The organism is Klebsiella sp. 4_1_44FAA, from assembly GCF_000238715.1.
Taxonomy (GTDB): Bacteria; Pseudomonadota; Gammaproteobacteria; order Enterobacterales; family Enterobacteriaceae; genus Klebsiella; species Klebsiella pneumoniae.
Genome location: NZ_JH414802.1, coordinates 47404 through 65459, shown reverse-complemented (window position 1 = coordinate 65459; position 18056 = coordinate 47404). Strand labels below are relative to the sequence as shown.

General features: G+C 62.2%; 19 protein-coding genes and 2 pseudogenes. 12 read left to right on the top strand and 9 right to left on the bottom strand.

Annotated features, from left to right (window positions below):
* The coding region (locus HMPREF1024_RS10135; protein WP_009308897.1) for a YbfB/YjiJ family MFS transporter at positions 1 to 381 on the top strand (381 nt) is incomplete at its 5' end.
* On the opposite strand, the gene HMPREF1024_RS10140 is transcribed toward HMPREF1024_RS10135, so the two are convergent.
* Positions 378 to 1223, bottom strand: a complete 846-nt coding sequence (locus HMPREF1024_RS10140; RefSeq protein WP_009308895.1) for a LysR family transcriptional regulator — start codon at positions 1221 to 1223, stop codon at positions 378 to 380. The two genes, HMPREF1024_RS10135 and HMPREF1024_RS10140, sit on opposite strands and share 4 nt — an antisense overlap.
* 74 nt (positions 1224 to 1297) lie before the next feature.
* On the opposite strand from HMPREF1024_RS10140, the gene HMPREF1024_RS10145 reads away from it, so the two are divergent.
* The gene (locus tag HMPREF1024_RS10145; RefSeq protein ID WP_077251092.1) at positions 1298 to 2371 is read left to right on the top strand and encodes a nitronate monooxygenase family protein; all 1074 of its coding nucleotides are present in this window, start codon (positions 1298 to 1300) and stop codon (positions 2369 to 2371) included.
* Between the two features lie 10 nt (positions 2372 to 2381).
* Here the strand turns inward: HMPREF1024_RS10145 and HMPREF1024_RS10150 are convergent, their stop codons facing one another.
* The 4 genes from HMPREF1024_RS10150 to HMPREF1024_RS10165 are packed head-to-tail and all read right to left on the bottom strand — an operon-like array spanning position 2382 to position 5684.
* A complete protein-coding gene (locus HMPREF1024_RS10150; RefSeq protein ID WP_021440109.1) occupies positions 2382 to 3041 on the bottom strand; it encodes a methionine ABC transporter permease in 660 nt (219 codons plus the stop codon).
* The gene (locus HMPREF1024_RS10155; RefSeq protein WP_002904635.1) at positions 3038 to 3829 is read right to left on the bottom strand and encodes a methionine ABC transporter ATP-binding protein; all 792 of its coding nucleotides are present in this window, start codon (positions 3827 to 3829) and stop codon (positions 3038 to 3040) included. The genes HMPREF1024_RS10150 and HMPREF1024_RS10155 overlap by 4 nt, the downstream gene beginning before the upstream one ends.
* On the bottom strand, positions 3826 to 4632 hold the full coding sequence (locus tag HMPREF1024_RS10160) for a MetQ/NlpA family ABC transporter substrate-binding protein (RefSeq protein ID WP_009308890.1): 807 nt from the start codon (positions 4630 to 4632) through the stop codon (positions 3826 to 3828). Before HMPREF1024_RS10160 ends, HMPREF1024_RS10155 begins: the two co-directional genes overlap by 4 nt.
* Positions 4633 to 4655: 23 nt before the next feature.
* Positions 4656 to 5684 carry an isopenicillin N synthase family oxygenase gene (locus HMPREF1024_RS10165; protein ID WP_004143503.1) on the bottom strand — a complete coding sequence of 343 codons (1029 nt, stop codon included), beginning with the start codon at positions 5682 to 5684 and terminating at the stop codon, positions 4656 to 4658.
* Positions 5685 to 5966: 282 nt separating this feature from the next.
* Here HMPREF1024_RS10165 and HMPREF1024_RS10170 point away from each other — a divergent pair, with 282 nt between their 5' ends.
* The 3 genes from HMPREF1024_RS10170 to HMPREF1024_RS10180 all read left to right on the top strand — a co-directional run bounded on the left by HMPREF1024_RS10170 (position 5967) and on the right by HMPREF1024_RS10180 (position 7495).
* The gene (locus HMPREF1024_RS10170; protein ID WP_002904643.1) at positions 5967 to 6230 is read left to right on the top strand and encodes a VF530 family DNA-binding protein; all 264 of its coding nucleotides are present in this window, start codon (positions 5967 to 5969) and stop codon (positions 6228 to 6230) included.
* A 21-nt stretch (positions 6231 to 6251) separates the two neighbouring features.
* The gene (locus HMPREF1024_RS10175; RefSeq protein WP_004205936.1) at positions 6252 to 6563 is read left to right on the top strand and encodes a cupin domain-containing protein; all 312 of its coding nucleotides are present in this window, start codon (positions 6252 to 6254) and stop codon (positions 6561 to 6563) included.
* Between the two features lie 176 nt (positions 6564 to 6739).
* Positions 6740 to 7495, top strand: a complete 756-nt coding sequence (locus HMPREF1024_RS10180) for a VOC family protein (protein WP_009308886.1) — start codon at positions 6740 to 6742, stop codon at positions 7493 to 7495.
* A gap of 9 nt (positions 7496 to 7504) precedes the next feature.
* Here the strand turns inward: HMPREF1024_RS10180 and HMPREF1024_RS10185 are convergent, their stop codons facing one another.
* Positions 7505 to 8449, bottom strand: coding sequence for an AraC family transcriptional regulator (locus HMPREF1024_RS10185; protein ID WP_004215030.1), 945 nt, complete (start codon positions 8447 to 8449; stop codon positions 7505 to 7507).
* Between the two features lie 105 nt (positions 8450 to 8554).
* Here HMPREF1024_RS10185 and HMPREF1024_RS10190 point away from each other — a divergent pair, with 105 nt between their 5' ends.
* Positions 8555 to 9793 carry an MFS transporter gene (locus HMPREF1024_RS10190; protein ID WP_002904776.1) on the top strand — a complete coding sequence of 413 codons (1239 nt, stop codon included), beginning with the start codon at positions 8555 to 8557 and terminating at the stop codon, positions 9791 to 9793.
* On the opposite strand, the pseudogene hpxE reads toward HMPREF1024_RS10190, so the two are convergent.
* A pseudogene (hpxE, locus tag HMPREF1024_RS10195) lies at positions 9770 to 10745 on the bottom strand (molybdenum cofactor-independent xanthine hydroxylase subunit HpxE). The gene HMPREF1024_RS10190 and the pseudogene hpxE overlap by 24 nt on opposite strands.
* 11 nt (positions 10746 to 10756) lie before the next feature.
* Positions 10757 to 11794 carry a molybdenum cofactor-independent xanthine hydroxylase subunit HpxD gene (hpxD, locus tag HMPREF1024_RS10200; RefSeq protein WP_002904779.1) on the bottom strand — a complete coding sequence of 346 codons (1038 nt, stop codon included), beginning with the start codon at positions 11792 to 11794 and terminating at the stop codon, positions 10757 to 10759.
* Between the two features lie 125 nt (positions 11795 to 11919).
* On the opposite strand from hpxD, the gene hpxR reads away from it, so the two are divergent.
* Positions 11920 to 12843 carry a LysR family hpxDE operon transcriptional regulator HpxR gene (gene hpxR, locus HMPREF1024_RS10205; protein ID WP_002904781.1) on the top strand — a complete coding sequence of 308 codons (924 nt, stop codon included), beginning with the start codon at positions 11920 to 11922 and terminating at the stop codon, positions 12841 to 12843.
* Here the strand turns inward: hpxR and hpxO are convergent.
* Entirely contained in the window at positions 12824 to 13978 is a 1155-nt protein-coding gene (gene hpxO, locus HMPREF1024_RS10210; protein WP_002904783.1) for an FAD-dependent urate hydroxylase HpxO, read from the bottom strand. The two genes, hpxR and hpxO, sit on opposite strands and share 20 nt — an antisense overlap.
* Positions 13979 to 14323: 345 nt before the next feature.
* On the opposite strand from hpxO, the gene HMPREF1024_RS10215 reads away from it, so the two are divergent.
* The 5 genes and pseudogenes from HMPREF1024_RS10215 to HMPREF1024_RS10235 form a co-directional block, all read left to right on the top strand.
* Entirely contained in the window at positions 14324 to 15703 is a 1380-nt protein-coding gene (locus tag HMPREF1024_RS10215) for a nucleobase:cation symporter-2 family protein (protein WP_009308881.1), read from the top strand.
* Positions 15681 to 16181 carry a 2-oxo-4-hydroxy-4-carboxy-5-ureidoimidazoline decarboxylase gene (uraD, locus tag HMPREF1024_RS10220; RefSeq protein ID WP_004184022.1) on the top strand — a complete coding sequence of 167 codons (501 nt, stop codon included), beginning with the start codon at positions 15681 to 15683 and terminating at the stop codon, positions 16179 to 16181. The genes HMPREF1024_RS10215 and uraD overlap by 23 nt, the downstream gene beginning before the upstream one ends.
* Positions 16178 to 16504: a hydroxyisourate hydrolase gene (uraH, locus tag HMPREF1024_RS10225; RefSeq protein WP_004184023.1), complete on the top strand. Its 327-nt coding sequence runs from the start codon at positions 16178 to 16180 to the stop codon at positions 16502 to 16504. Before uraD ends, uraH begins: the two co-directional genes overlap by 4 nt.
* Before the next feature lie 385 nt (positions 16505 to 16889).
* Complete coding sequence (gene hipB, locus HMPREF1024_RS10230; protein ID WP_004176198.1) at positions 16890 to 17156, top strand: type II toxin-antitoxin system antitoxin HipB; 267 nt, start codon at positions 16890 to 16892, stop codon at positions 17154 to 17156.
* Positions 17156 to 17993: pseudogene (locus HMPREF1024_RS10235) on the top strand (HipA N-terminal domain-containing protein); the annotation flags it as partial. The gene hipB and the pseudogene HMPREF1024_RS10235, both read left to right, overlap by 1 nt.
* Between the last annotated feature and the right edge of the window lie 63 nt (positions 17994 to 18056).

Below are 18056 nucleotides of genomic sequence, written 5' to 3'. Positions count from 1 at the left end.
TGCCTCATCTGGCATAAGCTGGTGCTAAAGTGGGGATACCGGCAAGCGCTGACCCGCAACCTGCTCGTCCAGGCGCTTGGCGTGATCCTTCCAGCCTGCAGCGCTTCATTGCTGTTTTGCGTGCTAAGCGCGCTTTTGGTGGGCTTTACCTTTATGGGCACCGTAACCATTGCGCTACCGAAGGCGAAAAGTCTCAGCCATCAGGTGAGCTTCAATATGATTGCCGCGATGACTGCACTGTACGGTGTGGGACAGATTGCCGGGCCGCTTATCGCCGGCGCGCTGTATCAGATCGCGGCTTCATTTAACCCGGCGCTCTGTGCCGCGGCGCTGGCGCTGCTGATTGCCGCAGGGCTGGTCTTTACCGAACGCCAGGCTTAGCCAATCGCCACGCTTTGCAGCAGCTTGCGCCACTCGCTCAGGGCGGGGGCGCTCAAGCCGCTGCGCCAGATAAGCTGGGTGGTCGCCTCGCACAGCGGTTCGCTAAGGCAGTTTTCGGGAAGCGTCATCAGCGACAGCACGCTCTGCGGCAGCAGGCAGGCGTAGCGCCCGGACGCCACGCAGGCAAGCATGCTGTGATAGGAATTGACCTCATGCACCTCGACGGCCGCCTGCTGTTCCGCCAGCCAGCGTTCTCCCAGCGCGCGGTAGCTGCAGCCGCTGGCAAATGCCGCGAACCGCAGCGGACCCGGGGTCTGCGGACGGACCAGCATCAGGGTTTCATAAAACACCGGGGTGAATGCCAGCTCGTCGGGACAGGCAGGTTGCCCATCGGCCCCTGGCGGCAGGCAGACCAGCGCGGCATCAAGGGCGGCGGTTAACACCCCCTCGGTTAACTGGCGGGTCGGTTGGGTGATGAGGGTGATATCCACCTGTGGGCACTGCTGTTGGAAGCGGGTAAGCAGCGGCGGCAGCCGGCTGGCGGCGGTCGCCTCCATCGCGCCCAGACGCAGACTGCCGCCTGGGGTTGTCGGATGCAGAGCCTGCTTTGCCTCTTCCGCCAGGCTCAGGATCCGCCGGGCATAGCTGAGAAACTGCACGCCTGCCGGGGACAACACCATTTTTTTGTTGCCGCGAACGAAGAGCTCAACGGCAAGCTCCTCTTCCAGCTGCTGAATGCGGGTCGTGATATTGGACTGTGCGCGGCCCAGCCGTTTTGCTGCCTGGGTGACGCTCTGCGTGTCTGCCACCTGAATGAAGATCTCGAGTGTGCTGTGGTTCATATTTTTCTTCTCATTACGATAATAATGTTGATCTTACCATCTTTAAAGGAGATGGTAAGCCTCCAGCATCGTTAATGCATGAGGAAACCATGAGCAACCCGCTGCTTTCGCTTCTTGATATTGATTATCCCCTGATTCAGGCCCCGATGGCGGGCGTCTCCACCCCCGCGCTGGCTGCCGCGGTAAGTAATGCCGGTGCGCTGGGCTCGCTGGGGCTGGGCGCTTCAACCGTTGCCAAGGCGGAAGCGATGATAGTCGCCACCCGCCAGCTGACGGACCGTCCGTTCAATGTCAATCTGTTCTGCCATGCGCCGCCCCGGCGCGACGCCCGGCGGGAAGCCGACTGGGCAACAACATTACGTCCCCATTTTGCCCGCTATGGCAGTACGCCACCGGATTCGTTAAGCGAGATCTACCAGACATTTATCGGTCATGCGCCGATGCTGGAGTTGCTTCTCGACATCTCGCCGGCGGTGGTGAGCTTTCATTTTGGCCTTCCTGAAGGTGAGACGATCCAGCGTCTGCGGCGGCAGGGGATCGTTACCCTGGCGACGGCAACCTCGCTCCAGGAGGCGCTGCTGATTGAACAGCAGGGGATCGACGTGGTGGTCGCTCAGGGCTATGAGGCGGGCGGGCACCGGGGGATCTTTGCTCCGCAGGCGCCTGACGCGCAGCTGAGCACCTTCACCCTGGTGCAACTTCTGCGGCGTCGACTAACCATCCCGGTGGTGGCCGCCGGGGGCATCATGGACGGAGCGGGGATCGCCAGCGTGATGCAGTTGGGGGCGCAGGGCGTACAGCTCGGTACGGCGTTTTTACTGTGTCCGGAATCGGCCGCCGACGCCGGCTACCGCGCGGCGATCCACAACAGCCTTGACGGGCGTACGGTGCTGACCTCCGCGATATCCGGGCGTCCGGCACGCTGTCTGGCGAATGCCTTCTGTGCGCTGGGGGAAGCCTGTCCGGCGAGCGCCGTGCCGGATTATCCGCTGGCGTATGATATCGGCAAAGCGCTGGCCGCCGCCGCGAAAGCCCAGGGCGTCCATGAGTATGGCGCCCACTGGGCCGGGCAGGGGGTGGGGTTGATCCGCGAGTGTGACGCCGCCAGTCTGGTTCGTCAGCTGGCGGCAGAGAGCGGCTGGAACTAATGACTGACGGCTAGCGGCGGTGGGCCAGGCGGCGCACCAGCCGATCGCCGGCCATTTGCACCCCCTGGACCATCGCCACCAGGATCAGCACTGTGCCAAACATGACTTCATTATTAAACCGCTGATAGCCGTAGCGGATGGCGAGGTCGCCGAGTCCACCGCCGCCGATCACACCGGCCATGGAGGAGAAACCAATCAGCATCACGATGGTCAGCGTGATCCCGGCCAGCAGCGTTGGCAGGGCTTCCGGCAACAGGGATTTAAAAATCACGTGCCAGACGTTGCCGCCCATCGACAGAATGGCTTCAATTCTCCCGTAGTCCACCTCGTCGAGCGCGTTTTCCGTCAGACGGGCAAAGAACGGAAAGGCGCCGATGGTTACCGGCACGATGGCGGCGGTGCTGCCCAGCGTGGTGCCGACGATCAGCCGGGTAAAGGGGATCAGGGCGATCAGCAGTACGATAAACGGCAGCGACCTGCCGATGTTGATCACCGCGCCTAACAGCGCGTTCAGTTTCGGCATCGGCGCCAGCCCGTTGGCGCGGGAAATAAACAACAGCACGCCGGTGGGCAGCCCGATCAGCACGGTAAACAGGGCCGCCAGGCCCACCATATAGAGCGTATCCAGCGTGCCGTCGAGTAATAACGGCCACAAATCTTCCCAGCTCATGCTACTCCGCATAATGGCCTCCCCTGAACGCCGTGGCGGGTAAGAAATTCCTGTTCAGCCTGCGGGTCGTGCAGCAGCGACTGGCGCAGCCGCGACCATGGGGTCACCAGCAGGTCGGCGAGTTTACCGCTTTCGACAATCTCGCCCTGTTCCAGCAGCGCCGCGTGGTCACAGATGGTTTTCACCACCTCCAGCTGGTGCGTAATCAGCACAATGGTCAGATTGAGGCGCTGGTTAATATCCGCCAGCAGGGCCAGCACCGAGGCGGTGGTCTCGGGATCCAGCGCACTGGTCGCCTCATCGCACAGCAGCACTTCCGGCCGGGCGGCCAGCGCCCGGGCGATGCCGACGCGCTGCTTTTGCCCGCCGGAAAGCTGCGACGGGAAAGCAGCGGCCTTTTCGCTGAGATCCACCAGCTCCAGCAGTTCGCGCACCCGGGCCTCGCGAGCGGCCCTCGGCACTCCGGCAATCTCCAGCGGCACCGCGACGTTGTCAGCGACGGTGCGGGCATGCAGCAGATTGAAGTGCTGGAAAATCATCCCGGTGCGCAGGCGATAATCCCGCAGCGCCGCCTTGTTCAACTGGGTAATATCCTGTCCGTTCACCAGAATGCGGCCCGAGGTGGGCCGCTCCAGTAAATTGAGACAGCGGATGAGCGTACTTTTGCCGGCGCCACTGCGCCCGAGAATGCCGTATATTGCCCCTTTCGGTATCTGCAACGCGATATCGTTCAGCGCCGGTCGGCCGGTTCCGGCGTAGGTTTTGCTCAGCCCTTCGATGGTTATCATGACTGAGGGGCCACCGGGATCACCGAGCCGTTGTAGGTTTTACGGATAAACTCCGCCACCTGCGGTGACGTCAGATCTTTCGCCAGCGCCTTAATGCGCGGGTCATTCGCCAGGGCTGGGGTGGTCACCAGAATATTGGCGTACGGGTTATGCTCGGCGCTTTCCAGCCCCAGGGCATCTTTCGCTGGCACCAGGCCGGCTTCCAGCGCGTAGTTACCGTTAATCACCGCCAGGTCGACATCGTCGAGGGAGCGCGGGATCTGCGGCGATTCAATCTCCAGAATCTTCAGGTGTTTCGGGTTCTCGACAATATCCTTCGGCGTCGCCAGGGTGGTGGCCGGGTCGGTAAATTTAGGGTCCAGCTTGATAAGCTTCTGCGCCTGCAGCAGGAACAGCGCCCGGCTCAGGTTGGTGGTGTTATTCGGCACCGCCACGGTGGCGTTTTCCGGCAGTGATGAGAAATCTTTATGCTTATGCGAGTAAATTCCCAGCGGCTCAATATGCACGGTGGCCGCGACGGCAAAGGTTTTACCCAGCGCTTTTTCCTGATCCTTCAGATAGGGAACATGCTGGAAGTAGTTGGCATCCACATCGCCACTGGCCAGCAGTTCATTGGCGTTGACCCCGCTGGTCAGCTCCACCACCTTCAGATCGAGGCTGGGATCGATTTTTTTGATGTAGTTGAGGATCTCCGCGTGGGGAACCGGGTCCGCGGCGACGCGCAGCGCGGCAGCCTGGGCAGACGTCCATACCAGAGAAAGAGACAGTGCGACCCCTGCCAGTTTAAAAGCGGCATATTTCATGGTGTGTTCCTTTTTAGTTATGGTTAAACGATCAATTGCTCGGCGCGTTCGCGAAACACGTCCTGATAGTAGCGTTCCGCCACGTCCGGATGGGAACGCAGACGGCCCTTGAGATAATTCCAGCCGACATCGCGCAGCAGCGGATTGTGCGGGTCGCTGTCCGGCCCTCGCGCTTCACGCGCCAGCTCGGGCGGCAGGGTGTAAACCGGCACCACCGCGTCAAGCTGGGCGCCGAGGAAGAAGGCGATGGAGAGGCGCTGCTGCTGCGCCGGCGGCGACACCACGCGATGGACGGTAGCGCGCAAATACCCGTTGGTCGCCAGCTCCAGCAGTTCGCCAATATTGACCACAAAGCTGCCGGCCAGCGGCACGGCGTCGATCCATTCTCCAGGCGCGACCTCTACCTGCAGTCCTTTCTGCTCGTCCTGCAGCAGGAAGCTGAGAAACCCCGAATCTTTATGGGCGCCGACGCCCTGGCTGCTTTGGGTCTCCTGCTGGCCGGGGTAGCGGATCAGTTTGATATGCTCGTTGGGTTTGTCGCCGTAGAGCTGATCGAAAGCATTCTCCGGGAGCTGCAGGGCTTCGGCAAAGGCGCGCAGCAGGCGGATGCCCACCTGGGTCATTTGCTGTTGCCAGTGAAGTAATACCGGTTTAAGCGACGGCAGGGCGGCAGGCCACAGATTCGGACCCTGCAGGCGCTGCCAGCGCGGGGCGTCGTCGCTGAGGGTCAGCGCCGGACGTTCGGCGCCGATATCAAACTGCTCTCGCCAGTCAGGCTGGCCGCGCGTCAGCTCTGAGGCCGCGCGGTTATAGCCGCGAAAATGGGGGGAGTGGATCATCGCCACCTGCTGTTTTTGCGCCTCATCGAGAGCAAAAAAGCGCTGGGACTGGCGCTGAACTTCATATTGAAGCGCGTCGTCGACACCGTGGTTGATCAAATAGAAGAAGCCGATGTCGCGGGCGGCATGACGCAGGTCGGCCAGGAAGGCCGCTTTATCCGCGGGGTCCGCGTAGCGGGCCAGATCGAGAATCGGCAGGGTGGTCGCGTTCATTGTGTTCTCCGAAAACGGGGTAATAAGTTATGGGTTGATTCAGGTTCTGGGTTCGGGCACAACAGCAGCGCATGGTGATTTCCTCTGTCCGGGGCTGAACACAGCTTGCCTCAAGGCCAAATAAGCAACCAATAACGTTATTTTCTAATTTATGACCGCGCGGGGTTCAGTGCTTTTGCGTTAAATAGATATAGGCGCGAAGCGCGTAATGAAGCCTGTTGCGCCCGTCGGTGAGAGCCAGTAAGGTAGGCGCACTTTTTAATGCGGAACGGACGTATCGTAATGCACAGCTCGAAAGATCCCCTGCACGGCGTGACGCTGGAAGCGCTGCTCAATGCCCTGGTGGCGCGCTATGGTTGGGCGGAAATGGCCCGCCAGGTCAACATTAACTGCTTTAAAAGCGATCCCAGCATTAAGTCCAGCCTCAAATTTCTCCGCCGGACGCCGTGGGCGCGCAAAGAGGTGGAGGCTATGTATCTCGCCTCCCTTGATGATGACGCGCCGGTGGAGAAAGCGGACCCCTGGGCAAACTGGCAGAAAAAATAACCCTTACCACAGGACACCATCATGCAGAGCTGGAGCAGTAAAGATTTCACCGCCGACCGCGCGTGGGGCGCGCTGGATATTGCCAATTTTTCCGGCACCACCGTGCGTCTGCACTGGACCGACCAACCCTATATCTGGCACATCAATGATGGTCAGGAGGTGTTTGCCGTGATGGATGGTCAGGTGGCGATGCATGTGAAGGTCGACGGCGAGGAGCAGGTGATCATGCTGAACGCCGGCGATATCTTCTACGCTGAGGTGGGATGCGAGCATGTCGCCCACCCGCAGGGGGCGGCGCGTATTCTGGTGATTGAGAAAGAAGGGTCGGTCTGACCCCGCGGCGGGCGGTTCTTTGCCCGCCGTTTCATCGCCCGTCAGATGCGACATACCGCGTTGATATAAATTACCTATCCTGCTTTCGATATATTTAATTCTTGTTTGCCATTCCCTTCACCCCAGCACTATCTTTTGCCGCAGACGCCTGACCAGGCACAACCGCGGGAGAGATCATGGCAACCTTACAGTGGGACCACGCCGTACAGTTTGTGAATCAGCCGGAAGCGGCCATTCAGACCTTTGCCGACCAGCAGCTGCGGGCGGTGGCCGGTGGGCGGCATCCGGGGTGGGGAACCCGCAATGCGCTGAGCTATTTTGGCCTGACCTATATCGAATTTCTCGCCATTTCCGACCCGGATGAACTGCGCGCTGCGACGGACAAATTCCTCCTTTCGCGCGACGCCGCACGGCTGCTGCCGGAGAATGAGGCGCTGTTTCGGGTGGCGCTGCGCAGCGACGACATCGACGCCACCCATGACCAGTTGCGTCGCACAGGGGTGACAGTGTCACCGATTGTCGATGGCCAGCGCAACGATCCGCAGGGCAATATCATCCGCTGGCGGATCTTCACCATTGATGGCGACACTGCCGGGCTGGTCTATCCCTTTGTGCTGCAGTGGGGAGAAGACGACGCCACCCGGCTGACGCGGCTGCGCGCCCAGAGGCTGGACGTGCCGCATCCGCTGGGCGACATTACGCTTGAGCAGGCGGTGTTCGAGGTGGTCAATCCGCAGGCTGTGCGCGATCGCTGGCAGGCGCTGCTGGGCTTTCCGCCACTGGGGGAGCAGGGACTGGACGTGGGCGGCCGGCAATTTATCTTCCGTGAAGGGGCTGCCAACCAGCTGACCGAACTGGTGTTCCGCGTCGCCAACCCGGCGCTTAAGGGGCATCGCTTTCGTGTCGGCAACGGCGTGTATCGCTTTACATAAAGGCTGACTCTAGCGTGCCGTGGCGCGCAGGGCTCCCGGCGGCTGGCCGGTGATGCGTTTGAAAGCCCGGCTGAAGGCCGCCAGCGACTGATACCCGAGGCTGAAGGCGACTTTTTCCAGCGCCTGGCCTTCATGGGTGATGTACTGCACCGCCAGCCGCATACGCAGCTCGGTGAGATAGCGGGCGGGGGTGGTGCCGGTGGCGGCGAGAAAACGTTCCGCGAACAGCGAGCGTGAAAGACCCGCCTCCCGCGCCAGATCTTCCACTTTCCAGTTGACCCCCGGGCGCTGATGCATGGCGTAGATCGCTTTCGCCAGCCGGGGATCGCGCAGGACCTGTACCCAGCCGGTGGCGTTGCCGCACCCGCACGCTACCCAGCCGCGGACAATCAGCGCGGCCACCACGTCCGCCAGCCGGGCGAGGATCCCGGCATAGCCTGCCTGGCGGGTGAGGGATTCCCGCTCCATCGCCGCCAGCAGCGGCTGGATCTCCGGCCAGGTATTAAGCAGGCTGCTGACCCGCATCACCTCGGGCATGGCCTTGACCAGCGGCTGCATGCCGCCGAGCTCAAAGTCCATACAACCGCTGAAAATGACGGCGCGCTCCGGGCAGTCAGGCTGGTCGCCAGCGTTGATACAACTTACCGTGCTGCACACCGTTTCGCTGGGCAGCTGCGCCACATTGACCACCGTGGCCTGCGGATCCGAGAGCAGGGCGTGCCCGTCGCCGTTGGGAATAAACAGCGCATCGCCGCTCTCGAGGGTGAACTGTTCCCCGCGGGCCATGCGCAGCAGCACCGGCCCGCGGCTGATGAAATGGAACTGGGCTTTACCCGCCACGGCGCTAAAGCCGACGCCGAACGGGCGTGCGGTTTCGATGCGCCGGTAGTTAACGCCGGAGAGGCGCATACCGCGCAACAGTTCGCTGGTCAGGTCGATGGCAGGCTGGCTCATGGCAATTCCGGACGAATAATCAATAACTGAAGAGTATGCATCATATATCGTCCGAAAGTAAGTCCCTAAGATGACCAGGATGTTAATAAACCTGGAGAGTTGTATATGAGTTCCTGCATAGCTGCTGACGCGAGCCTGTCACCCGCCAAACCTGCCTGGCGCGCCGTCTATGCCCTGGCCCTCGGGGTGTTCGGCCTGATCGTGGCCGAGTTTCTGCCCGCCAGCCTGTTAACGCCGATGGCCAGCAGCCTCGGCGTCAGTGAAGGGATGGCCGGACAGGCGGTCACCGCGACGGCGCTGGTGGCGTTAGTTACCGGCCTGCTGATCGCCACCGCCACCCGCAATATCGATCGCCGCTGGGTGCTGATGTTCTTTTCCGTACTGCAGATAGTCTCCAGCCTGATGGTCGCTTTTGCCGATTCGCTGGCGTTTCTCCTGCTGGGCCGTCTGCTGTTGGGGATCGCCATCGGCGGCTTCTGGGCGATGTCCACCGCCACGGCGATGCGTCTGGTGCCGGCGGCCCATGTGCCAAAGGCGCTGGCGATCATTTTTTCCGCGGTGTCTGTCGCCACGGTGGTGGCCGCGCCGCTCGGCAGCTACCTCGGGGAGCTGATCGGCTGGCGCAACGTGTTTATTCTCTGTGCGATACCCAGCCTGCTGGCGCTGCTCTGGCAGTTGTGGGTGCTGCCCTCCATGCGCCCGGAGAGCGTCGGGACCTTCTCCACGCTGTTCAGGGTGCTGCGCCGTCCCGGTATGCTGGGCGGCATGCTGGCGACGATCCTGATTTTCAGCGGCCATTTCGCCTTCTTTACCTACCTGCGGCCGTTCCTTGAGACCGTCGCGCAGGCCAGTGTCGAAGGGGTTTCGCTGATATTGCTCGGCTTCGGTATCGCTAACTTTATCGGCACTTCGGTGGCGAGCTATCTGCTGAGCCGTAGCCTGCGTCTCACCCTGGCGCTGGTGCCGTTGATGATGAGCGTTCTGGCGCTGCTGATGGTGACGTTTGGCCATCTGACCGTGCTGGCCGGGCTGCTGGTCGCCCTGTGGGGATTTGCCTTCGGCCTGGTGCCGGTGGCCTGGTCCACCTGGCTTGCCACCACCGTGCCGGATGAAGCAGAAAGCGCGGGCGGTCTGCTGGTCGCCTCTATTCAGCTGGCCATCAGCGCCGGGGCCGCCGGCGGCGGGGCGGTGTTTGATTTGCACGGCGCCAGCGGCGTCTTCACCGGCAGCGGTCTGCTGCTGTTGAGCGCGATGGTGATTGTCTTCGCCGCCGTACGGGTGAAACCGGTCGCCCGCGCCGACCAGCCGGTGACGGGCCGCTTATCCCGCGAGATCGATAACTAAATTGGCCGACAGGCTGCGGGAGCAGCACAGCGCAATATGCTGTTCTGCGGCCTGTTTTTCCGCCTCCGACTGCACGGTATCCCGGTGGTCGACGGTTCCCTCGCGTACCGGCGTCAGGCAGGCGCCGCAGATCCCCCATCTCGCAGGAGAGCGGCACCGCGACGCCATGCTCCTGCAGCACCTGGGCGATGGTTTTGTCCCCCGGCACCGGCCAGCGCTCCCCGGTGGAGGTGAGGGTGATGGTGAAGGTTCCGTCCGCCGCCGACGCCGCCGTCGGGGCGGGCGGCTGGAACGCTTCGCTGTGCAATTGCGCCTCCTCCCATCCGGCCGCCCGTGCGGTATCGCGAACCCGGGCCATAAATCCGGGCGGACCGCAAAAGTAGACCCGGGTGTCGGCGTCCGGAGCCCCCAGATCCTGCGCCAGCCGCTGGCGCGGACTCTGCCCCTCGTCTGAGCAGTGGATCTGGCAGATTCCACCCGCTAGCTGGCGGGCGATCTCGGTGGCGAAGGCGGCCTCCTGCGCACGGCTAACGTAATAGTGCAGCGTAAAGCTGGCGCCGGACGCCGCCCGGGCGTGGGCCATCGCCAGCAGCGGCGTAATCCCGATCCCGGCGGCGAGAAGCACCACATGGCCGCCCTCGTGCAGCGGAAAGTGGTTGCGCGGGGCAGAGATCATCAATGGCTGTCCCGGGCGCAGGGTGTCATGAATATAACGGGAGCCACCGCGAGACTGCGACTCGCGGGCGATGCAGAGCAGATAGCGATCCCGTTCGGCCGGGCTGCCGGTCAGGGAGTACTGACGGATCAGCCCGCAGGGAAGATGGAGATCGATATGGGCGCCGGGCGTCCACGCCGGCAGCGGTTGCCCCTCGGCGCTCACCAGACTAACGGCCAGATTTTTAGCGCCCTGGCGCCACAGGCCATCGACCACCACCGGGAGTATGTCGCGCATATGACCTCCACTCATACCAGAAAGAAATCGCCAAAGCCCATCTTCTTCAGCCCGCGCCGGTAGGCGATAGAGCTGCGGTCCGCCGGAATATGCGCCTCCAGGGTCAGATCCAGCGGCAACCGTTCCGGACGCTGGGTCTCGACCATCAGGCGGTCCTCTTCAAATACCCGCAGGTTGAACGCATGTACGTCTTCCACCGGCACGTGCAGATCGAAGTTGCGGGCAATAGGGGCAAACATCCGCGTCACCCGGGACGACACCGGCGAGGCGGCGTTCATGATCACCAGCCTGGCGTCGGCGGGAAAATGGATGGTCAGCGTAGCGGTGAACGGCAGATGCATTTCAAAGTGACGCAGCCACTGGAACCCTTCCGGCGCGCGGAAATCAGAGCTGGCCGGGTAATTGCCCACCGAGCTCCAGTAGTCGGCAACAAAGCCGAACGGCGTCTCCTGCGGGGTATAGTCCGGCACCTGCTGGTTGTCCGGATCGGCGAAGGTGTCGGTGTGGATCCACGCGAAGTGGGCGACATCGAGAAAGCCTTCGACCTGGCGGCCGGCAAATCCCTTTACCTCGAAGGCCGGGCAGTTGATTTGCTGAAAGCCGGCGTCGTCCCAGTGCGGCATGGTCGGTAACGGCGGCGGATTGTCCGGATCGCAGGCCAGGCAGGTCCAGATCAGCCCGTAGCGCTCCTCCACGGCGAAGCTGGTGAGATGCAGTTTGGCCGGAATGGGTTGCCCCGGACTGGAGGGGATACGGTTGCAGCGGCCATCCTCGCCAAAACGCAGGCCATGATAGGGGCAGACGATACCTTCCTCTTCATGAAATCCCAGGGTCAGCGGCACCCCGCGGTGCGGGCAGACGTCGCGGGCGACTACCACCTGGCCTTTAATACGATAGATAACCAGCTGTTCGTCCAACAAGGTGGCTTTCACCGGGGCGCCGGCAATATCGCAGGCGCGGGCCACCGGGTGCCAGCAGCGGGCCAGCCGCAGCCAGTCTTCCGGGTCAAAGGTGCAATGGGCGGGGGGCGTGGGGGTGGTTGTCTTCATGATTTCTCTTCCTGCTCACATCGGTGATTGTTTTATTGTTGTGAGATTATTGTTGTCATATTAGGGTGTTCACATCCATCACCATTAATTCACTCTGCTGTTGCAAAAAAGAGTACAGGGGCGCCATGAGTCCATTTTCCCGTTTCGCGCACTATTTCATCGCCGTGGCCCGCTGCGGCAGTCTGCGCCGGGCCGCCGAGCAGCTGCATATCTCCGCCTCGGCAATTAACCGCCAGATCCTGCAGGCCGAGGAGGCCTTCGGTACCCCGCTGTTCGAGCGCCTGCCGGAGGGACTGCGGATGACCACCGCCGGTGAACTGCTGTATGACAATCTGCTGCGCTGGCAGAAGGAATTTCGTCAGACCCGACAGAAATTTGATGAGCTGCAGGGGATGAAGCGCGGAAGCGTTAGCGTTGGCATGGTGCAGGCGCTGGCGGAAGGGGGCTTCGCCGCCGCGCTGGCGGAGATCATCGCCAGCTGGCCGTGGCTGGAGCTGGATCTGCAGGTGGCTGACAGCCACACCGTCAGCCAGAAAGTGCGTCAGGCGGACCTGGACGTCGGCCTGATCCTCGATCCGCAGGGGCAGGCTGGACTCAGCGTGCTGGCCTTTGCCGAACTGGAGGTGGGGATTGTGATGCGTCCGGACCATCCCCTGGCGGGGGCGAAGGCGCTGTCTTTGGGCGAGCTCAGCCTGGAGCGGCATATCGTGCCCGGCGCGCCGCTGATCGTCCATGAGCGGGTGGCGCTCCTCTATCGCCACCATGACTTTGCGCCGGAGAATACCATCAGCTGCAATGATATCCGGCTTATCAAGTCGTTGGTGCTACGCGGCAGCGGCGTGACGCTCCTTAGCCTGCTCGACGTGCTGGACGAGGTCCAGCGTGGACAGCTGGCCTTTGTCCCGCTGCGCAGTACGCTGTTGCGACCGCTGACCCTGGCGCTGTGTACTGCGCCCTCGCGTCAGCTTTCGCGGCCCGCGCAAATGGCCATTCAGACGCTGAGTGCGGTGATCGAATCCATGGCGACGGTCAGCCCAGCGGCCCGCTGAGGATGGTGTCGCACATGCCGTTGATAATGCGCTCCCCGGTCTCCTCACGCAGCTCCTGGTACCAGGCTTCGGTGAGCTGCATATCCTTCCCGTGGGTAATATCGCACCGCTTGCGCGCCTTCAGCACCAGGTCACGAACCCGGTCGCAGCGCTGGGCTTCATACTCGCGCAGGGCGGCCGCAATATCTCGGGTCTGGCGGAAAACGGCGCCCAGCACCACTGCATCTTCCATCGCCGCGCAGCCTCCCTGGCCAATATCCGGGGTGGTGCTGTGTCCGGCATCGCCGAGCAGCGCGACGCGGCCGCGCACCAGGCGGCTGAAAGGTTCGATATCATGGATTTCAATGCGGTTGGTAGTCTGCGGGTCGAGGGCGGCGATCAGCTTCTGCACCGGCGGCGCCCAGCCGGCAAAGTAGCGGCTGAGGTCAGCGCGCAGGGTGTCACGATCCTCCGCCAGACCCGCCGGAAGCGGCACATCAAAGAAAAAGTAGAACCGGCCGGCGGAGACCGGCATCAGCGAGACGCGCTTGCCTTCGCCGACAAAGGTGGTCCACTGATCGCCGGGCGCCAGCGCTTCATCTATCTCCACCAGACCGTTCCAGTTGACGTAGCCGGCGTAGCGGCGCTGCGGGGTAAAGCCCAGCACCCACGGACGCAGTGCGGAATGGCTGCCGTCGGCGGCAATCAGCAGATCGCCGCTGGCGCTGCTGCCGTCGGTAAACCATACCGTCACGCCGTCGGCGTCTTCTTCACAGCGGGTGACGCGTTTGCCGAACTGCACGCTGTCCCGTCCCCAGTAATCCAGCATTTCCCGCTGCAGTTCTGCCCGGGAGACCGGGCAGGGGCGGCTGCCGGTGCGTTCGATCAGCGGGGCGAGACTGAACTGGGTCATGTTCTCGCCGCTGCGGAAATCACGATACGCCATCCGGCGCAGCGGCCCGCCGAAGGTCTCCATGATGTCGCCCATGCCGAGGTGGGCCATGCACTTCACGCCGTTGGGCCACACGGAAATCGCTGCGCCGACCGGTTTGATCTCTTTCACCGCTTCATAGACGTCGCAGTCGATCCCCGACTGTTTGAGCGCCACTGCCGCGCTTAAACCGCCGATGCCGGCGCCAATCACGATTGCTTTCATTTTTTTCTCCTTCTCCCGATGTTGTGACTGACTACAGCAATTTGCGTACCAGTTCGCCGGAGGGAGGAAAACCGCCTGCCTGAGGCACAGCGATGGCTCATGACGCACCGCATCGGTGCAATATGAGCTATTGGTTGCCTTTTTATGAATCAAAAGTTTCTTTATGTTGCATTAAGAATCTATCGTTTCAGACGCCTGGTTCAGCAGCGGAGAGGGGTGATGCATCACGAGCGTAATCTAAGTTGATGATTTTGGAGTGATAATAAATTTATTGGTGCCCTTTTGTCGTCTCTGGCCTGCTTTGTGCACTAGCCCATGCACTTCTCTTTGCTACGGGATATCACTATGTCTGACGAACATCACAGTGGCCTGCTTTACGGCCTTGAACAGCGGATCCCACCGCTTCCGGCCTTTTTCAGCGCTCTCCAGCATGTGCTGGCGGGCCTGGTGGGGATCATCACGCCGCCGCTGATCATCGGCGCTACCCTCGGGCTTGGCGACTGGCTGCCGTATCTCATCAGTATGTCGCTGCTGGCCTCGGGCATTGGCACTTTTCTGCAGTCCAATCGGGTATGGGGCATCGGCGCCGGGATGATCTGCATGCAGGGCACCAGTTTTGCCTTCCTCGGCGTGACGGTGGCCGGAGGGATGTGGGTAAAAGCGCAGGGCGGCGGGCCGCAGGATATGATGGCGATGCTGTTTGGCGTTAACTTTGTCGCCGCTCTGGTGCCGGTGATTGTCAGCCGCTTTATCGAACCGCTGAAGAAAATCTTTACTCCCATCATTACCGGCAGCGTGATTGCGCTGATCGGCATCAGCCTGATCAAGGTCAGCGTCATCAACTGGTGCGGTGGGGAAAAGGCCGAGGATTTCGCCAGCATGAGCAACATCGCGCTCGGGGCGGGCACCCTCGGGGTTATCGTCCTGCTGAGCTGCGCCAAAAACCGCTGGCTGCGGCTCTCCTCGGTGGTGGTGGGCATTGCCGTGGGCTGCATCGCAGCGGGGCTGAGCGGTCAGTTCCATCTCCACAGCCTGGGCGCCACTCTGTTTCGCCTGCCGACGCTGTTTCCGTTCGGCTTTCAGTTTAACAGCGCGATATTTCTGCCGGTCGCCCTGGTGTCGCTGGTCTGTATTCTGGAGGCGGTGGGCGATCTGACGGCCAACTCGCTGATTTCACAACAGTCTGTTGACGATCGCGCTTTCCGTAACCGGCTGAAGGGCGGTATCCTGGCGGATGGCGTCAGCTGTATGGTGGCGGCCATGCTCTGTGCTTTTCCGAACACCACCTTCGCGCAGAACAACGGCGTGATCCAGATGACCGGGGTGGCCAGCCGCTATGTCGGACGCTACATTGGCGTGATTCTGATCCTGCTCGGGCTGTTCCCCCCGGTGGGCGAACTGCTGCGGCAGATCCCGGCGCCGGTGCTGGGGGGCGCCACGATGGTGATGTTTGGCTGCGTGGTGGCGGCCGGGATCCGGATTATTACCCAGACCCCGCTGAGCCGTCGCGATGTGCTGATCGTGGGGCTGGCGTTTGGCGCGGGTCTTGGCGTGGAGTCGGTGCCGGCGTTTCTCAGCCATTTTCCGCCGATGGTCGGCGATCTGTTCGGTTCGGCGGCCACCAGCGGTGGGCTGGTAGCGATAGCGCTGAACCTTATTCTGCCGCAGGAGCAGGCGGCGACGAAATCGTTAAGGAGTCAGGATGATCGCGCTGAGTCAGTTTAACAGCCTGAGCAAAGATGAGGCGGCGGGGCTGCTGGCCCCTTGCGTGGCGATCCCGGCCTGGGGCGAGACGCTGGTGAGCTTGCGACCTTTCGCCAGCCGCCATGCGCTGCTGCAGGCCGCCCGTAAGGCGATGGCTAACTGGGGAGAGGATGAGCTGAACGCGGCGCTCAGCGCCCATCCGCGGATCGGTGAAAAGCCGACCGGCGGCCAGGCGCATGCGGCGCTGTCGCGCCAGGAGCAGTCGGCGGTGGACAGCGAGAATGAGCGGCTCGCGCAGGCCCTGCGGGAGGGGAATGCCCGCTACGAAGCCCGCTTTGGCCGGGTGTTTTTAATCCGCGCCAAAGGGCGCAGCGGCGATGAGATGTTGCAGGCGCTGACGCGCCGGCTGCAGCATACCGCCGACGAAGAAGTGGCCGAGGCGCTTGCCCAGCTGCGAGAGATTACGATGTTAAGACTGGAAGGAGTGATTGGCGAATGAGCACCCTGAGCACCCATATTCTGGATATTTCCACCGGTACGCCGGCAGAAGGCGTAACGGTCAGCCTGAGCCGGGAGGGCGAGACGCTGGCGAACCTGGTGACCAACGCCCAGGGGCGTATCGCCACCTTTAGCGCCGAGCCGCTGCCGGCGGGGCGCTATTGCTTAACAGCGGAAACCGGGGCGTGGTTTGCCCGCGCCGGGCGCGAGAGCGTCTTTACCCGGGCGCAGATTGATTTTGTTATCGGCGAGGCGGCAGAGGACCATTTCCATCTGCCGTTTCTCATCGCCCCGGGCGGGTGGTCGACCTACCGCGGCAGCTAAGCCGGCTGCTCGCTGCCGGGCGGCGCTGCGCTTGCCCGGTCTGGAGCGTTACGGAGCGGGCAGAGACAGCCCCGTAGGCCCGGTAAGGCGCAGCCGCCACCGGGCATTAAACCGGCAACAGAGCTGGCTGCCCGCTGCCGGGCGGCGCTGCGCTTGCCCGGCCTGGATCGTTACGGAGCGGGCAGAGACAGCCCGTAGGCCCGGTAAGGCGCAGCCGCCACCGGGCATGTACAGATGGCTCCGGCGATCATCCTTCCTGTTTTATCCCCACACAAGGATAATTATTCTCTATCCCCACCAGGGGATATCCTTGACATTATCCCCTATAGGGTATAAAACCAATTTTATCCCGACAGGGGGATAAATGATGGTGAGGAACAAGGCGATGAATTCCCCGCAGATATACAGTCCCGTGCAGCTGGCCAATTACCTGAAGCTGCTGCGCCAGCAGAACCACTGGACCCAGGATGCGCTGGCCAGGCGGATCGGCATTAAGCAGGCCACGCTGTCCAATTTTGAAAATCACCCCGACAAAACCACCTTAACCACGCTGTTTAAGATCCTCCAGTCGCTGGGGGTGGTGATGATGCTGAACGCCAAAGCTGCTGAGACGGCGCCGGCTCCCGATAACAACACGGACCTTGACTGGTAATGGCGACGCTTACCACCTGGATGAACAATGTGCGCGTGGGAACCTTAACCCGCCAGGCTAACGGGGCGCACAGTTTTCGCTATGACGAAGAGTGGCTGCGCAGCCCGCGCGCCAGACCGCTCTCCCTCTCACTGCCGCTGCAGTATGGCAATATCACTGCCGACGCGGTGTATCACTATTTTGATAACCTGCTGCCCGATAGCCCGCAGGTCCGCGACCGGATCGTCAGGCGCTATCAGGCGCGCTCGAAGCAGCCGTTCGATCTGCTGGCCGAAGTCGGGCGGGATAGCGTAGGGGCGGTGACCCTCCTGCCGCCGGGGGAAGAGGCGCACCTGGAAGGATTACGCTGGCAGACGCTGGACGAGGCGCAGCTCACCGCTTTGCTGACCGCTTACCAGTCGGATATCCCCCTCGGGATGATTACCAGCCAGGACGATTTCCGTATCTCGGTGGCCGGCGCCCAGGAGAAAACGGCGCTGCTGCGGATGGGCGAGCAGTGGTGTATTCCGCAGGGCGCCACGCCGACCACGCATATCATTAAGCTGCCCATCGGCGAGATAAAGCAGCCCAATGCGACGCTGGATCTGCGCGAAAGCGTGGATAATGAGTATCTGTGCCTGGCGCTGGCCAGAGAACTGGGCCTGGCGGTGCCGGAAGCGGAGATCATCACCACCCCGCGGATCCGCGCCCTGGCGGTAACCCGCTTCGACCGGCGCTGGGCGCAGGAGGGACGGGTGCTGCTGCGTCTGCCGCAGGAGGATCTGTGTCAGGCTTTTTGGTCTTCCTTCAGCGATGAAATATGAGTCTGACGGCGGGCCGGGTATCGCCGCGATCATGTACCTTTCTGCGTGGGCTCGAGTGAAGCGCTAGAAAGATCGCTATGTACTTTATAGTAAGTTC

Excerpts from the sequence above, each read along its gene's own strand:
- HMPREF1024_RS10185 (WP_004215030.1), bottom strand. The coding sequence starts at position 8,449 with ATGAGCCAGCCTGCCATCGACCTGACCAGCGAACTGTTGCGCGGTATG.
- uraD (WP_004184022.1), top strand. The coding sequence starts at position 15,681 with ATGATCGCGCTGAGTCAGTTTAACAGCCTGAGCAAAGATGAGGCGGCG.
- HMPREF1024_RS10145 (WP_077251092.1), top strand. The coding sequence starts at position 1,298 with ATGCATGAGGAAACCATGAGCAACCCGCTGCTTTCGCTTCTTGATATT.
- HMPREF1024_RS10170 (WP_002904643.1), top strand. The coding sequence starts at position 5,967 with ATGCACAGCTCGAAAGATCCCCTGCACGGCGTGACGCTGGAAGCGCTG.
- HMPREF1024_RS10150 (WP_021440109.1), bottom strand. The coding sequence starts at position 3,041 with ATGAGCTGGGAAGATTTGTGGCCGTTATTACTCGACGGCACGCTGGAT.
- HMPREF1024_RS10160 (WP_009308890.1), bottom strand. The coding sequence starts at position 4,632 with ATGAAATATGCCGCTTTTAAACTGGCAGGGGTCGCACTGTCTCTTTCT.
- hpxO (WP_002904783.1), bottom strand. The coding sequence starts at position 13,978 with ATGAAAGCAATCGTGATTGGCGCCGGCATCGGCGGTTTAAGCGCGGCA.
- HMPREF1024_RS10175 (WP_004205936.1), top strand. The coding sequence starts at position 6,252 with ATGCAGAGCTGGAGCAGTAAAGATTTCACCGCCGACCGCGCGTGGGGC.
- hpxD (WP_002904779.1), bottom strand. The coding sequence starts at position 11,794 with ATGAAGACAACCACCCCCACGCCCCCCGCCCATTGCACCTTTGACCCG.
- HMPREF1024_RS10140 (WP_009308895.1), bottom strand. The coding sequence starts at position 1,223 with ATGAACCACAGCACACTCGAGATCTTCATTCAGGTGGCAGACACGCAG.
- HMPREF1024_RS10155 (WP_002904635.1), bottom strand. The coding sequence starts at position 3,829 with ATGATAACCATCGAAGGGCTGAGCAAAACCTACGCCGGAACCGGCCGA.
- HMPREF1024_RS10165 (WP_004143503.1), bottom strand. The coding sequence starts at position 5,684 with ATGAACGCGACCACCCTGCCGATTCTCGATCTGGCCCGCTACGCGGAC.
- HMPREF1024_RS10180 (WP_009308886.1), top strand. The coding sequence starts at position 6,740 with ATGGCAACCTTACAGTGGGACCACGCCGTACAGTTTGTGAATCAGCCG.
- uraH (WP_004184023.1), top strand. The coding sequence starts at position 16,178 with ATGAGCACCCTGAGCACCCATATTCTGGATATTTCCACCGGTACGCCG.
- hpxR (WP_002904781.1), top strand. The coding sequence starts at position 11,920 with ATGAGTCCATTTTCCCGTTTCGCGCACTATTTCATCGCCGTGGCCCGC.
- HMPREF1024_RS10190 (WP_002904776.1), top strand. The coding sequence starts at position 8,555 with ATGAGTTCCTGCATAGCTGCTGACGCGAGCCTGTCACCCGCCAAACCT.
- hipB (WP_004176198.1), top strand. The coding sequence starts at position 16,890 with ATGAATTCCCCGCAGATATACAGTCCCGTGCAGCTGGCCAATTACCTG.
- HMPREF1024_RS10215 (WP_009308881.1), top strand. The coding sequence starts at position 14,324 with ATGTCTGACGAACATCACAGTGGCCTGCTTTACGGCCTTGAACAGCGG.